We start from the raw sequence: 14,523 nt of genomic DNA, 5'->3' as shown, positions 1-14,523 counted from the left end.
GAGTATATGAATTGAAATTAATTCTCCGTCTGCTGCAAGGACAAATGCAATTGCGCCCGGCGCTTCAGCCAGGGACTGGGGCGATAGCGCGGATCGCCGCTGTGCTGCAGCAGGCGTTCCAAAATATGCAGCACGGTCGACGCGCCCAACTGATCGCCCCAGGCCAGCGGTCCTTGCGGATATCCGAGTCCGAGTTTGACGGCGCGGTCGATATCGACAGGTGCAGCGATATGCTGCTGGGCGATGTCGCAGGCGATATTGATGATGTGGGCGACGACTCTTTGTGCGACCAGGCCATAGCTATCGCGAATCACGCTGACCGCAGCGCCATCTGCGCTGAATAAGCCGCATGCCATGGCACGATACGCGTCGCTGGTGGCTGGCGTGCTCATCAGCACCCGGCGCGTGGTGAAATTGAATAAAACATCCATCGCAATAGTGCGCTGCGCATCCAGCGCTTCATGGATGCAGCAGGTACTCGCATCATCGCCGAGCGGCGTGACAATGCATAAAGCCTTGGCACTGGGTTGCTCGCCTTGTTCGAATACCACACCCGCCTGTGCCGCCAGACTGGCGATCAATGTGCGCAATGCCGCGTTGCGCTCGGGCTGTGCGCGACTGAGCCAGACTGCATCCGGCAATTGCGTTGCTTGTTGCGATGGCGACTGAACCAGTTTTTTGCCTGCATTATCGTAGCGATAAAAACCCTGTCCGACTTTTCTGCCCACCACACCGGCAGTCAGCATCTGGCGCGTCAGGCCTTGCGGACGGAAGCGCGGCTCTTCGTAATACTGCTGATAAATCGACTCCATCACGGGATGCGAGACATCGAGTCCGGTCAGGTCCATCAACTCGCAAGGCCCCAATTTAAACCCGGCGCAATCGCGCAAAATCTGATCGAGGTTGGCGATGTCGGTGATGTTCTCTGCCAGGATGCGCAAACCCTCGGTGCCATAGCCGCGCCCGGCGTGATTGACGATGAAGCCCGGCGTGTCTTTGGCACGTACCGTCGCATGCCCCCAATGCGTACCGAGTGCGATCAGAAAATCGACGATCTCCGTAGCGGTCAGCAAGCCGCCGATGGCTTCGACAATTTTCATTAAAGGCACGGGATTGAAGAAGTGGAATCCGGCCACCCGTTGCGGCACCTGCAAGCCTGCGGCAATCGCCGTGACGGCTAGCGAAGATGTGTTGGTCGCGAGTATCGCCGTCGGGCTGACGATGGATTCGAGTTGCTGGAACAGGGATTTTTTTGCTGTGAGATCTTCGACAATCGCCTCAATCACCAGGTGAACCTCAGCCAGGTCTTTAAGGTCGCTAGCAATCGTCAAGCGCGCTGCAGCGGCATCAGCGGCGCTCTGGGTCAGGCGACCTTTTTCAACCAGTTGAGCGAAGGTGGATAACAGCTCATGGCGTGCCGCCTGGGCCGCGCCGACACGGCTGTCCATCAAACGCACCCGGGTGCCGGCGAGTGCGGCGATCTGGGCAATACCGCGCCCCATCACGCCGCAACCGATCACGCCCAACAGTAAATCGGGCGAATCAAAGGCGGGGCGCAGTGCGGCGGCCTGGGTCAATTTGCTCTCGTTCATGGTCAATCCTGTACCTTGGTTTTAGCGTCCGGCGTTGCACTTATTTGCGCGCTTACCGGTCGCGGTGCGATCCTGCTTTGATAAGACTTGCTTGGTATTTTGCATGATTACTGCTAAGCTTAGTTCTGCAATGCAGAATTATGTTCCGCAATATTTATTTACTGTATTTCTTCCATAACGCCATGTCAAGAATCATCAAAAAATCCCTGCCTCCTGCGCTTGCAAGCGATGCCATCGACGCGCCGCCCGGCAATGCCAAACAAGACCGGCATTTCGTCACGGCGCTGGCGCGCGGCCTGGACTTGCTGGCCTGCTTTCGTTCCGGCGATAAAGCGCTGGGTAACCAGGAATTGGCGGAGCGCTGTCAATTACCCAAATCCACGGTGTCGCGCCTGACCTATACGCTGACCAAAACCGGTCATCTCGACTATGTCGAGTCGCTGGGTAAATACCGTCTGGGTTCCGCCACGCTGGCGCTCGGCAGTGCAATGCTGGCGCGGCTCGATGTGCGTCAATTGGCGCGGCCCCTGATGCAGGAACTCGCGGATTTTTCACAAGGCATGGTATCGCTGGGCATGCGCGACCGGCTCAGCATGATTTATGTCGAAAATTGCCGCAGCCAGACTGCGCTGACCTTGAGCCTCGATGTGGGTTCGCGCATTCCACTTGCGAGTACCGCGATGGGACGGGCGATTCTGGCCGAGATGCGCACCGATGAAAGAAGCCAGCTGCTGAACCAGATACAGCAAGCGGATCAAGCCAACTGGGACAGCGTCGCCAAAGAGATCCGGCAATCGATCAGCGAATATCAAAAGCTGGGCTGCTGCACCTCATTCGGCAGTTGGCAAAAAGATGTGAATGCGATCGCGGTCGCGTTCTACCCGGGCAATGGCATGCCGCCGGTATCGATCAATTGCGGCGGCCCGGCCTTCACCTTGTCCTCGGCGTTTTTATTGGAACAAGTGCGTCCGCGCTTGCTCGATCTGGCGCAGCGCCTGCGGATCTCGTTGGGGGCTTGAATCGAAGACGGCGATCAGGATGGTGTAAATACCTGCACCCTATCGCGTCCCAATTCCTTTGCGCGGTACATCGCAATGTCGGCATTGCGCGACAGTTCGATGTCATCCTGCGCATGTTGCGGATACAGCGCAACACCGATGCTGCAGGAGATGCTCAGTACATGTCCGCCGGCGACTTCACAGGGCTCGCACAGAGTTTGGCGGATTTTTTCGGCGACCAGCAGCGCATCCTGTTCATGCTCAATCAGGGGCAAGAGAATCACGAATTCATCGCCGCCCATACGCGCCACGGTGTCGGATTCGCGGACACAGTGCAGCATTTTTTCAGCCACTGCCCGCAGCAATAAATCGCCGACATGGTGACCAAGCTGATCGTTGATGGGTTTGAATTTATCCAGATCGAGATACATCAGCGCCAGTACATGCTTATCGCGCCTGGCGGCGGTGATGGCGTGCTTCAGGCGGTCGCGGAACATCGCGCGATTCGGCAAACCCGACAATTCATCATACTGCGCCAGGTAACGGAAGCGCGCTTCACTCTCGCGCAATTCCCTGGTCATCTCCCGTGCCAGATTCAGGGCGCGTTCTCGCCCGGACACCAATTGCCAGGTCAGCAGGCCGAATAAAATACTCAAGGCAATGCCGGTTATTGCGATCAGACCCGACTTATCTTTGCCGAGGCGTTCTTCAAATCCCGGCAATGCGGTAATCACCACCGACCAGGAACGCCCGCCATTCGCCAGATATTCGGTCACCTCGATAGCGTTATCGCGACGGGAAAAAACCTTGAGCGCAGCGGGTAATTCCGGCTTTGCGGCAGCCATGTTCAGCGATTCGTACATCAAATTGCCGGCCGAAGTTTCTACCCCATCGTAAATACGAATCGCCGTTGCGCGCGGCGTTTCGCCATACAAACTGGCCATCAAATCATCCATACGAAAAGGCGCGAACACCCAGCCCAGCAAGTTGCTGCGGCGCGCCTCCGGATGGTCCGGCACCCTTCCTTCTTTATACACCGGCAGATAAACGTAAAAGCCTTTTTGCGAGCTTGCCTTAGCATCCTGAGCCAGGTTCAGCAGGCCGGTAATCGCCAAAGTACCGGCATCGCGGGCGCGCTCCATCGCGGCTTTATGGGCAGGATCAGACAGCGCATCAAAGCCGAGCAAGCTGCGATTACGTTCCAGCGATGGCTCAATTTGCACAAAAGGGGCAATCCATGCCTGGGTTGAACGCGTAGTAGCCGCTAGCGGATAAAGCTGATAATCGGGGATGCCTTGCTGACGCATGGCGACGACATGCTGCTCCAGCTTGCCTGACTCGATTGACAGGGCAATCCCCAGCCCCTCCATGCCGGCATAATCGGCACCGAGTTGCAGGGAGTTGACATAGTTCGCGAAATCCTTGCGCTTAAGCGTATCGGACATGCCGAATACGGCCTGAGCGCCACGCAGCACCTGCTCGCTGGCGGCTAACCGTTGCTCAATACGGCTGGCGATATCGCGGGCCGTAAAATCGAGAGAGGTTCGGGTATCGAGGGCGGCATTGTTTTTTTCGTGATGCCAAAGCAAATAGGTTGCACCTAGCGAAACGCATAAAATCACAACGACGCTGAGGCCGCGGCTGAGACGAGTCACCATGGCAGATTGAGGTTAACCAGCGCATTTGCCAACTCTGGCTTGAAATATTTTTCAAAAATAGCCAGTACAGTGCCATCGTCACGCATGTCTTTAATCAGGGCATGCCACTTTTCCTGCTCGGCGGTGCTCAGCGATTTTTTCGACATGATCAGGCCGTGTGGAATCGGCGGGTCGTCGGTCTCTATGATGCTGGTGAGATCGCGAACCGGCATGACCTCGATCTGCGAATAATCGAATGGTTCGATGATCATGCCATGAATGCGTTTATTCGCCAGCACTTGATACAAAGGCTCCAATCCGGAGGCATAAGTCACACGCTGTGCCGCATGCAATTTATCGAGCAGGCGATTGGCGCTGGGACCATACCTGAATGAGCGTATGACCCCTAGCTGCAAGGCAGGATTATTTTCAAAATCAGCCAATTGCCTGACCTGCGCATCTTTACGCACCAGCAGATAATATTTATTCGAGAAATACCAGGCAAACGCAGCATAGCGATCACGCTCATCATTGCGAATGCCGGACAAGCTAAAGTCCAGCGCACCCGATTCAATCAACTGCCAGATGCGGGCGCGCGACATCACACTCACGGTGATTTTGCAGCCGCTGCGCCGTATCAGTTCATCGGACATATCTTTATCGATACCGGCACCGGTCCGCGAGGAATACAGCAGACCGTGCTCATGCAGAGCCAGCGTCAGAGGACGGGGACAATCGAAGGCCATGGCGACAGGCGCGCACAATGCGGACAACAAAGCGGCGAGCCACAGCGATGGCAGCAGTTTTGGAACGAATGGTATTTTCACATGCAAACTTAAAGAGACTGCAAAGCCTGAACAGTGTTTATTCAAGTAAAAAACCCGGCGGAACTTATTGTATAACAGGCGTAAAAAAAGGCGGAAATTTCCGCCTTTCTTGTGCGCCCGATGAGCGCTGAATCAGCTTAACCGGATCAGGCTAATTTGCCGTGACACTGTTTGAATTTTTTACCGCTACCGCAAGGGCAAGGGTCGTTGCGACCTACCGAGAATGCATACTCGCCCTGGGCCTGATCAGGATTCAGCTTGCCGTGGCATTGCTTGAATTTTTTGCCGCTACCGCATGGACAAGGATCATTGCGCCCGACTTTGAGGATGTATTGGGTCTGAGCGGATTCCGGATTGGCAGTCGGCGCCAGCATTTCTTCCGGTGAGGCATTGGCATCGAAATCGGCGTGCTGGTAATGCACGTTCTCAACTTGCGACTGCGTCAATTGCTGTTCGGCGGCTTCGATCTCTTCGCGCGACTGGATGCGTACGGTGACGATGGTGCGCACCACTTCGTTCTTGATCAGATCCAGCATCTGGCCGAATAATTCAAACGCTTCGCGCTTGTATTCCTGCTTAGGATTTTTCTGTGCATAGCCGCGCAGATGGATGCCCTGGCGCAGGTGATCCAGCGCTGCCAGATGTTCACGCCAGTGGGAATCGATACTTTGCAACATGATGCTGCGCTCGAATCCGGCAAATGTTTCCTTGCCGACCAAAGCGACTTTCGCTTCATAGGCTTGATCGGCCGCTTTTTGTACGCGCTCCAGAATGTCTTCATCATTCAGATTCGGTTCCGTTTCGAGCATGCTCGTCAGAGGAATATCCAGAGCCCATTCATTTGCCAGCACCGCTTGCAAAGCCGGGATATCCCATTGCTCTTCGACGGATTCGGCAGGTACATGGGTACGCACCACATCGTAGAACATGCCGGCACGCAGGGACGAAATCAACTCCGACATATCCTGCGCTTCCAGCAATTCATTCCTTTGCTGGTAGATGACTTTACGCTGATCGTTGGCGACGTCATCGTATTCCAGCAATTGCTTACGCACGTCGAAGTTGCGCGCCTCGACCTTGCGTTGCGCCGATTCGATAGAACGCGACACGATGCCTGCTTCGATCGGTTCGCCTTCCGGCATTTTCAGTCGGTCCATGATCGCGCGCACCCGATCGCCCGCGAAGATGCGCAACAGCGGATCATCCAGCGACAGGTAAAAACGCGATGACCCCGGATCGCCCTGACGACCGGAACGGCCGCGCAACTGGTTATCGACGCGCCGCGATTCATGACGCTCGGTACCGACGATATGCAGGCCGCCGGCATTCACGACATGCTCATGCAAGGACTGCCATTCATCCCGCAGTTGCTGTGATTTTTGTTGCTTCACGTCTTCAGACAAACTGTCATCCGCTTCAATCAGCTGGACTTGTTTGGCGACGTTGCCGCCCAACACGATATCGGTACCGCGACCCGCCATATTGGTGGCAATCGTGATTCCTTTCGGACGGCCTGCCTGTGCAATGATCTCGGCTTCACGCGCATGCTGCTTGGCGTTCAGGACGTTGTGCGGCAGATTCGCCTTGCTCAGGATACCGGACAGTAATTCGGAATTCTCAATCGAGGTGGTACCGACCAGCACTGGCTGTCCGCGTTCGTAGCAATCCTGAATATCCTTCAGCATCGCGCCGTATTTTTCTTCGGCGGATTTGTAGACCTGATCCTGGCGATCTTTACGCTGGGATGGACGATTCGGTGGAATCACCACGGTTTCCAGACCGTAGATTTCCTGGAATTCATACGCTTCTGTATCGGCAGTACCGGTCATACCGGACAGACGGTTATACATACGGAAGTAGTTCTGGAAGGTGATCGATGCCAGCGTCTGATTTTCGTTTTGAATCTTGACGCCTTCTTTGGCTTCGACGGCTTGATGCAAGCCGTCCGACCAGCGGCGACCGGTCATCATGCGGCCGGTGAATTCATCGACGATCACGATTTCATTGTCTTGCACCACGTAATGCTGATCGCGGAAATACAGCGCATGCGCGCGCAACGCGGCATACAGATGATGAATCAGCGTGATGTTTGCAGCGTCGTACAGGGAGGCGCCTTCCGGCAGCAAACCCATTTGCGTCAGGATCCGTTCTGCATGGTCGTGACCGGCTTCGGTCAGCAAGACCTGATGCGATTTTTCATCCTTGGTGTAGTCGCCGGGGACTTCGACGGTGCTCTTGCCGTCCGGCGTTTCTTCACCAATCTGCAAAGTCAACAACTTCGGCACTTCATTGATTTTGTAATACAGCTCGGTATGATTCTCGGCCTGGCCGGAGATGATCAGCGGCGTACGGGCTTCATCGATCAGGATGGAATCGACCTCATCGACCACGGCAAAGTTCAGGCCACGCTGCACGCGGTCCTTGGCTTCGTACACCATGTTGTCGCGCAGGTAGTCGAAGCCGAATTCGTTGTTGGTACCGTAAGTAATGTCAGACGCATAAGCGACTTGTTTCGCATCATGCTCAAGCTGGGACAGATTGACGCCGGTACTCAGGCCCAGCCAGCCGTACAGTTTGCCCATCCACTCGGCATCGCGCTGCGCCAGGTAATCATTGACGGTCACCACGTGCACGCCCTTGCCGGATAAAGCATTCAGGTAAGTCGGCAGGGTCGCCATCAGGGTTTTGCCTTCACCCGTGCCCATCTCGGCGATTTTGCCGTAATGCAGAACCATGCCGCCTATCATCTGCACGTCAAAATGACGCATTTTCAGGACGCGTTTACTGGCTTCGCGGCAGACTGCAAAGGCTTCCGGCAAGATCGCATCGAGAGTTTCGCCATTGGCGACGCGGGTCTTGAACTCCGCAGTCTTGGCCTGTAAGGCCTCATCCGACAAGGCTTCCAGCTTGGGTTCCAGTGCGTTGATCTCAAGCACGGTTTTTTGGTACTGCTTCAAGAGCCGTTGATTACGGCTACCGAATATTTTGGTCAGGAATGACATGCTATGAATGGATGAATGAATTCTGGAAAAAAATTGCTGCTTGATCAAAAAAAAATCAAAACCTTGATTTCGCAACAACAATAGGCTAACGACAGGTAAACGTCGGATTTTAACATGGCAACGCCTGTGACTAGCAATTGCTCAATGACAAAGTGACATATGTGGAAGGATTTGGAGGCAAATTTACCAAAAACAAGTTTATTTTTGGCTGATTGCGTCCATGCCGGCCTGATTGGCGCCCGCATTTAAGAATTTGCCCGGGTTTTGTGGCACGCCTTTTACATGGACTTCGAAGTGCAGGTGCGAACCGGTGGAGCGTCCGGTGGAGCCGATGTCGGCAATATGCTGGCCGCGTTTCACAATATCGCCGACCTTCACATAGACTTTGGAAGTATGCGCATAACGGGTCATGATTTCGCCGCCATGATCAATTTCTATCATATTGCCAAATTGCGGATGAAATTCTGCGGCAATCACCACGCCACCGGCAGCGGCAACTATCGTGGTGCCCGTCGGCGCCGGGAAATCGATGCCTTCGTGAAATGCACTGCGGCCAGAGAACGGATCCAGCCGCCAGCCGAAAGTCGAGGCGTTGTAGCTGGCATTGACCGGGGTAATGGTCGGCAACAATTTTGACTGTACTTTAAAACCCATCAATTTCGTCTCCACCACATTCATGTAGTCGGAGCGATGCTCGACGTCTTTTGCGATCGCATCGAGCGCCGCCTGGAATTCGCTCATATTCAGTTCCCGCGGCGGGACTGAAGAGGTTTCGGCGCCGCCACGCCCTGGCAATTCGCGGAAATTAAATTCCTCCGGCTTGACCCCGGCCAGGCCCTGCACCCGCTCGCCCAAGGCGTCCAGGCGTATCAGTTGCGCCTGCATTTCACCGAGCTTGACTGCCATGGCGGCGATATTTTCTTTGACATAACGATCCTTGGCGCCAGGATCGTTGGCCACTGCGACAGGGACAAAGCCGCGTAAAAATGGGATGTCACCACTGGCCAACCGCAAGGTCAGCGCGGCCATGACGGCGGAACATAGCATGGTCAACATTAAAAAACCGAGGATGCCAAAAATCAGGTGATTAGAACTGAGGGTAATAGACTTCGCTTTGGTGAAGCGCGAATGCATGACGATAATTTGCATCAATTCACTCCTGAAAAAACGACGGCATCATAGCGCAATGAACAGATACCGAGAGCGAACAAAGCGGACAGTTTATGGTATGGTTCCATCCATGCAAGCATCTTCACCACCTCCCTATCGAATCAACATCAAACGCGGACGCAAATTGCCGGAAACCAGCGGCGCCGCCGATTTCTTACGTAGCAATGAACAAATTTCGCCTCTCTTACCTACCATCAGGCGCAATGCCAAATTGCAAAAAGACTGCGGGAACCTGTTACCCGCGATGTTTGACGCTTGCGATGTATTGCAATTGGAAGAAGGTCAGTTGACCCTATCTGCACCCAACGCCGCCCTGGCCACCAAACTCAAACAACAGTGTCCAAAATTGCAAGATGGTTTACTGCAGCGGGGATGGCAGATTAACGCAATCCGTATCAAAGTACAAGTCAGGCGAAAAGTCGAGCCCAAACCCTACGTCAAGCAATGCAGCTTGTCCGAGCGCGCCGTCAAGGCCTTTGATAAGCTGGAAAGTGCCTTAGAAAATACCCCGCAAAATGCCGATCTGAGGGCAGCTTTGCATAAGCTGGTGAAACGGCATCAATCCGGAAAATAAATAGAAAACAGGGGAGTATTTTTAAAGTACCGCAACATTCATGCGGGAAAAACACTATTTTTATCCATACTCCGCCGGAGTAGTTAAATTTGACGGAAACTTTCAAGATAGCAAGTTAAGGTGTTCGCTGCTTGTGGCATTGCACCACAAACGCGAATTCCATCAGATTCAACCACCATCCTAGCTCTGGCTTGGTACCTCAGGAAGACAAGGCCCATTCGCGCTGCTCTTGCAGCCCGTAAGAATCCGGCGCATTCTCAATCGCATCGAAACTCACGATTTCATACGCATCAGGCTGCGCCAGCAAGGCGCGCAATAACTGGTTGTTCAAGCCATGACCTGATTTGTGAGCGGTATAACTGGCCAGCAAAGGATGGCCGATCAGGTACAAGTCGCCGATGGCATCCAGAATCTTGTGGCGCACGAATTCGTCATCAAAACGCAAACCATCGTCGTTCAGGATACGGAACTCGTCCATCACAATGACGTTTTCCATCGAGCCGCCGCGCGCCAGACCGATGCCGCGCAACATTTCCACATCCTGCATGAAGCCGAAGGTGCGCGCTCTGGCGACATCCTTGATATACGACACCTTGGCGAAATCCACTTCAGCAGTCTGCGCCGTGCCATCGATAGCGGGATGATTGAATTCGATGAAAAAATTCAGTTTAAAGCCATTGAAAGGTTCCAGTCGCGCCCATTTCTCGGACTGGCCTGAGCCTTCGCGAATTTCGACCGGCTTTAAAACGCGGATGAATTTTTTGGCAGCTTCTTGTTCCTGCATGCCCGCTTGCTGCAATAAATACACGAACGACGATGCCGAGCCATCCATGATGGGAATTTCTTCTGCGCTGATATCGATATACAAATTATCAATACCGAGCCCGGCGCACGCCGACAGCAGATGTTCCACCGTAGACACTTTGGCGCCATTCACATTCAAGGTCGATGCCATGCGCGTATCGCCGACATTCAGCGCCTTGGCCGGAAATACCACTGGCGGCACCAGGTCGGTGCGCGTGAATATGATGCCGGTGTCAATCGCTGCAGGACGCAGCACCAGATCTACCCGGGTGCCCGAGTGCAGGCCGACGCCGACGGTTTTGACGAATTGCTTGATGGTTCTTTGTTTTAACATTCCGTCATTATAACGTTTGCTCAAATTCTGCGGTGAGCGCGGTTTTCTTTGGGATAGACAGAAAGAGCCTTAACAGGCTTATGGCTTATCTTTTATGGCAATTGAACTATTCAGCTCGCTGCCGGAAATAGTAAAACCTCTCGCCGGCAGACGCCGGGGCACGGAAAAGAGTCGAAGAATTTCTTAAATTCTTCCTCGCATCTCTGTGCCTCTGAGCTTCTGTGTTGAGAGGTTTCATTTTTTGTACTTTTCAAAATAGCTGCATAGCTATCTGATACTCAAAATAGTCAGGCCAGATTAATGCGTATTAAGCTAATTGCGCCAACAAAGTTTCTGCGTTCGACACTTCAAACTTGCCGCCTTCTTCAACATTCAATTGCTTGACCACGCCATCGACCGCCAACAAAGAATAACGCTGGGAGCGCACGCCCATGCCGAATTTGCTAAAGTCCGCATCGAGACCCAAGGCCTTGCTGAAATCGGCATTGCCGTCAGCCATCATGCGTACTGTGCCGGTAGCTTTTTGATCACGGCCCCATGCACCCATCACAAACGCATCATTGACCGAGATGCACCAGATTTCATCCACACCCTTGGCTTTTAAATCGGCTGCGTGCTGCACATAACCTGGAACATGTTTCGCGGAACAAGTGGGTGTATAAGCGCCTGGCAAGCCAAAGATCGCAATCGTTTTACCTTTGACCAGATCTTCGACCTTGAAAGTATTCGGCCCTAAAGAACAGCCTTCCGATTCGACTTCGATAAATTCTGCGAGACTGCCTGCTGGTAATTTGTCACCGATCTTGATGCTCATGTTGTACTCCTGATTTGTATGGATAGATTCACGATATTCCCTGTGAGCAGCAGTCAAAATAAACTTGACGCGCTCATGCTGAGGCCGGGACGCCAGTATGCCTGAGTCTGCTATTTCGTGCAGGAAGCAAAACGCCAGCGATCAGGCTGGCGTTTTATGTCAACTTTGATGCGATTGTGCTTACAACGAAAAAACCTTAGTCAGCTTGCTTGCGCAAGAAAGCCGGAATGTCATACGTCTCCATGCCATTCTTTTCCAGTGCACGCACTGTGTCCGATGCAGATTCGCGACGCCATACTGCCGGCTTGCTCAAGCCATCAAATGCCGGCGCTGCCATCCCGGAAGCCATTGCCGCCGATGATGCCATCACAGGCGACGCCATCATCGGTTCATTGTGCGTGCCGGTGCGCAGCATTGGGGTTTGTACCAACTGGATATTTTTCTTGGCACGCCCCAAGCCAGTCGCGACCACAGTCACACGGATATCGTCGCCCATGGTGTCGTCGTAAGCGATACCCTGAGCGATCGATGCATCCGGTGCGGCGAACGCGCGGACGGCTGCCATGACTTCCTTGATCTCTTTACCCTTGAGACCACGGCTGGCAGTCACATTGACCAGCACACCGCGCGCGCCGGACAAATCGATACCGTCCAGCAGCGGTGAGGCCACCGCTTGTTCGGCAGCGATACGCGCACGATCAACGCCGGATGCCGTAGCGGTACCCATCATCGCCTTGCCCTGCTCGCCCATAATCGTTTTCACATCATTGAAATCGACGTTGATATGGCCAGGCACATTGATGATTTCGGCGATACCGGCAACCGCATTGTTGAGCACGTCGTCGGCATGTTGCAGCCATTCGATCATGCTGTCGTCTTCATAGATCTCTTCGAGTTTTTCATTCAGGATGATGATCAGTGAATCGACATGCTGCGACAAAGCTTCCAGACCTTCGTCGGCGATGTCCATGCATTTTTTGCCTTCGTATGAGAATGGCTTGGAAACCACGGCCACGGTCAATGCGCCCAATTCTTTGGCTATTTGCGCGACCACCGGTGCAGCACCAGTGCCGGTGCCGCCGCCCATGCCGGCTGCGATGAACACCATGTGCGAACCGCGCAAAGCGTCTTCAATACGGGCGCGCGACTCTTCCGCCAGCTGACGACCGATTTCCGGTTTCATACCCGCACCCAGACCGGTTTCCCCGATCTGAATAACGTTATGTGCTCTGGACTGCAACAAAGCTTGTGCATCAGTATTGGCAGCGATGAATTCAACTCCTGCCACGCCTTTATTAATCATGTGCTGCACAGCATTGCCGCCTGCACCGCCTACGCCCACGACCTTGATTACGGTGCCTTGGGTAGCGTTATCAACCATATCGAACTCCATCATGACTCCTTTAGGTAGGCAGTTTTCAGTCGCTAATCATCACTGTTATTGCATAGGTGTGACGACTAGCGACTAATAACTGCGGATAAGAACATTATAAAATAACCACTACTATTTCCACTACAGTTTTCACTACGATGACTACTTAAAAATTCCCCAGAAACCATTCCTTCATGCGCTGCCACACCGCTTTCGCAGAACCCTCTTGTCGTGTGACGATATGACCGCGCATATACTGCTTCTTCGCTTCCAACAACAAGCCCAACACAGTGGCATAACGCGGACTGCGCACCACGTCGGCCAGTTGACCCGAATACACCGGCATGCCTAAACGCGTCGGCTTCAAAAAGATATCTTCAGCCATCTCAACCATGCCCGGCATGATCGCGGAACCGCCGGTTAACACGATGCCGGACGACAGCACATCTTCGTATCCCGATTCGCGTACCACCTGATGCACCAGTGCGAACAGTTCTTCCACACGCGGCTCAATCACGGCAGCCAAAGCCTGGCGGGATAAAGAGCGCGGACCGCGGTCGCCGAGGCCTGGCACCTCCAGTGTGTCCGATGGATCTGCTAATACTTGCTTGGCTACGCCAAAGCGAGTTTTGATTTCTTCGGCTTCGGATGTCGGGGTGCGCAATGCCATCGCAATGTCATTGGTGATCTGGTCACCGGCAATCGGGATTACTGCAGTGTGGCGAATCGCCCCTTCGCTGAATACCGCAACGTCGGTGGTGCCGCCGCCGATGTCGATCAGCACCACGCCGAGTTCTTTTTCATCCTTGGTCAATACAGCTTCAGCGGATGCCATCGGCTGCAAAATCAGGTCGGATACTTCGAGGCCGCAACGACGCACACATTTGACGATGTTCTGCACTGCCGATACGGCGCCGGTCACGATATGCACTTTGACTTCCAGGCGAATCCCGCTCATGCCTATCGGCTCGCGCACATCGTCCTGGCTATCGACGATAAATTCTTGCGGCAAGGTATGCAGCAACTGCTGATCGGTCGGAATATTCACCGCCTTGGCGGTCTCGATCACGCGCGAGACATCGGCAGCGGTAACTTCTTTATCCTTGATCGCCACCATGCCGCTGGAATTAAAGCTGCGGATATGACTACCTGCAATACCGGTATACACATGACGAATTTTGCAATCGGCCATCAACTCAGCCTCCTCCAGAGCACGCTGAATCGATTCGACGGTGGCCTCAATATTCACGACCACGCCCTTTTTCAGTCCTTTAGAGTCATGCTGCCCCAGGCCGATCACTTCATGACGACCATCGGGCATGACCTCGGCAACCACCGCAACAATTTTGGAGGTGCCAATATCGAGGCCGACTATCAGGTTTTTTGCATCTTTTGTCAT

At 53.8% G+C, this 14,523-nt stretch carries 11 protein-coding genes; 2 read left to right on the top strand and 9 right to left on the bottom strand.

Features of this window, described 5'->3' with window-relative positions; genetic code table 11:
* Positions 1-17: 17 nt before the first annotated feature.
* Positions 18-1,592, bottom strand: a complete 1,575-nt coding sequence (locus tag LPB67_RS00875; protein ID WP_262835172.1) for a 3-hydroxyacyl-CoA dehydrogenase — start codon at positions 1,590-1,592, stop codon at positions 18-20.
* 182 nt (positions 1,593-1,774) lie between these two features.
* On the opposite strand from LPB67_RS00875, the gene LPB67_RS00870 reads away from it, so the two are divergent.
* Positions 1,775-2,611, top strand: a complete 837-nt coding sequence (locus LPB67_RS00870) for an IclR family transcriptional regulator (protein WP_262835171.1) — start codon at positions 1,775-1,777, stop codon at positions 2,609-2,611.
* 14 nt (positions 2,612-2,625) lie between these two features.
* Here the strand turns inward: LPB67_RS00870 and LPB67_RS00865 are convergent, their stop codons facing one another.
* The 4 genes from LPB67_RS00865 to LPB67_RS00850 form a co-directional block, all read right to left on the bottom strand.
* Positions 2,626-4,248 carry a CHASE domain-containing protein gene (locus LPB67_RS00865; protein ID WP_262835170.1) on the bottom strand — a complete coding sequence of 541 codons (1,623 nt, stop codon included), beginning with the start codon at positions 4,246-4,248 and terminating at the stop codon, positions 2,626-2,628.
* Positions 4,242-4,973 carry a substrate-binding periplasmic protein gene (locus tag LPB67_RS00860; protein WP_262836130.1) on the bottom strand — a complete coding sequence of 244 codons (732 nt, stop codon included), beginning with the start codon at positions 4,971-4,973 and terminating at the stop codon, positions 4,242-4,244. The genes LPB67_RS00865 and LPB67_RS00860 overlap by 7 nt, the downstream gene beginning before the upstream one ends.
* A gap of 227 nt (positions 4,974-5,200) precedes the next feature.
* Positions 5,201-8,056, bottom strand: a complete 2,856-nt coding sequence (gene secA / locus LPB67_RS00855; RefSeq protein ID WP_262835168.1) for a preprotein translocase subunit SecA — start codon at positions 8,054-8,056, stop codon at positions 5,201-5,203.
* A 198-nt stretch (positions 8,057-8,254) separates the two neighbouring features.
* Positions 8,255-9,205, bottom strand: coding sequence for a M23 family metallopeptidase (locus LPB67_RS00850; RefSeq protein ID WP_262835167.1), 951 nt, complete (start codon positions 9,203-9,205; stop codon positions 8,255-8,257).
* A 91-nt stretch (positions 9,206-9,296) separates the two neighbouring features.
* Between LPB67_RS00850 and LPB67_RS00845 the strand changes: the two genes are divergently transcribed.
* Positions 9,297-9,800: a DciA family protein gene (locus LPB67_RS00845; RefSeq protein WP_262835165.1), complete on the top strand. Its 504-nt coding sequence runs from the start codon at positions 9,297-9,299 to the stop codon at positions 9,798-9,800.
* Positions 9,801-9,999: 199 nt separating this feature from the next.
* On the opposite strand, the gene lpxC is transcribed toward LPB67_RS00845, so the two are convergent.
* From lpxC to ftsA, 4 genes are all read right to left on the bottom strand, one after another.
* Positions 10,000-10,938: a UDP-3-O-acyl-N-acetylglucosamine deacetylase gene (gene lpxC / locus LPB67_RS00840; protein WP_262835164.1), complete on the bottom strand. Its 939-nt coding sequence runs from the start codon at positions 10,936-10,938 to the stop codon at positions 10,000-10,002.
* 307 nt (positions 10,939-11,245) lie between these two features.
* Complete coding sequence (locus LPB67_RS00835; RefSeq protein ID WP_262835163.1) at positions 11,246-11,752, bottom strand: peroxiredoxin; 507 nt, start codon at positions 11,750-11,752, stop codon at positions 11,246-11,248.
* 196 nt (positions 11,753-11,948) lie between these two features.
* Complete coding sequence (gene ftsZ, locus LPB67_RS00830; protein WP_262835161.1) at positions 11,949-13,145, bottom strand: cell division protein FtsZ; 1,197 nt, start codon at positions 13,143-13,145, stop codon at positions 11,949-11,951.
* 145 nt (positions 13,146-13,290) lie between these two features.
* Positions 13,291-14,523, bottom strand: a complete 1,233-nt coding sequence (gene ftsA / locus LPB67_RS00825) for a cell division protein FtsA (RefSeq protein ID WP_262835160.1) — start codon at positions 14,521-14,523, stop codon at positions 13,291-13,293.

It is taken from the genome of Undibacterium sp. Jales W-56, assembly GCF_025548535.1.
Taxonomy (GTDB): Bacteria; Pseudomonadota; Gammaproteobacteria; order Burkholderiales; family Burkholderiaceae_D; genus Undibacterium.
This window is presented reverse-complemented; position numbering and strand designations above follow the sequence as displayed.

What these genes read in the sequence shown, in the direction of transcription:
- LPB67_RS00875 (WP_262835172.1), bottom strand. Translation starts at nt 1,592, where the DNA reads ATGAACGAGAGCAAATTGACCCAGGCCGCCGCACTGCGCCCCGCCTTT.
- LPB67_RS00870 (WP_262835171.1), top strand. Translation starts at nt 1,775, where the DNA reads ATGTCAAGAATCATCAAAAAATCCCTGCCTCCTGCGCTTGCAAGCGAT.
- LPB67_RS00865 (WP_262835170.1), bottom strand. Translation starts at nt 4,248, where the DNA reads ATGGTGACTCGTCTCAGCCGCGGCCTCAGCGTCGTTGTGATTTTATGC.
- LPB67_RS00860 (WP_262836130.1), bottom strand. Translation starts at nt 4,973, where the DNA reads ATGGCCTTCGATTGTCCCCGTCCTCTGACGCTGGCTCTGCATGAGCAC.
- secA (WP_262835168.1), bottom strand. Translation starts at nt 8,056, where the DNA reads ATGTCATTCCTGACCAAAATATTCGGTAGCCGTAATCAACGGCTCTTG.
- LPB67_RS00850 (WP_262835167.1), bottom strand. Translation starts at nt 9,205, where the DNA reads ATGCAAATTATCGTCATGCATTCGCGCTTCACCAAAGCGAAGTCTATT.
- LPB67_RS00845 (WP_262835165.1), top strand. Translation starts at nt 9,297, where the DNA reads ATGCAAGCATCTTCACCACCTCCCTATCGAATCAACATCAAACGCGGA.
- lpxC (WP_262835164.1), bottom strand. Translation starts at nt 10,938, where the DNA reads ATGTTAAAACAAAGAACCATCAAGCAATTCGTCAAAACCGTCGGCGTC.
- LPB67_RS00835 (WP_262835163.1), bottom strand. Translation starts at nt 11,752, where the DNA reads ATGAGCATCAAGATCGGTGACAAATTACCAGCAGGCAGTCTCGCAGAA.
- ftsZ (WP_262835161.1), bottom strand. Translation starts at nt 13,145, where the DNA reads ATGGAGTTCGATATGGTTGATAACGCTACCCAAGGCACCGTAATCAAG.
- ftsA (WP_262835160.1), bottom strand. Translation starts at nt 14,523, where the DNA reads ATGACAAAAGATGCAAAAAACCTGATAGTCGGCCTCGATATTGGCACC.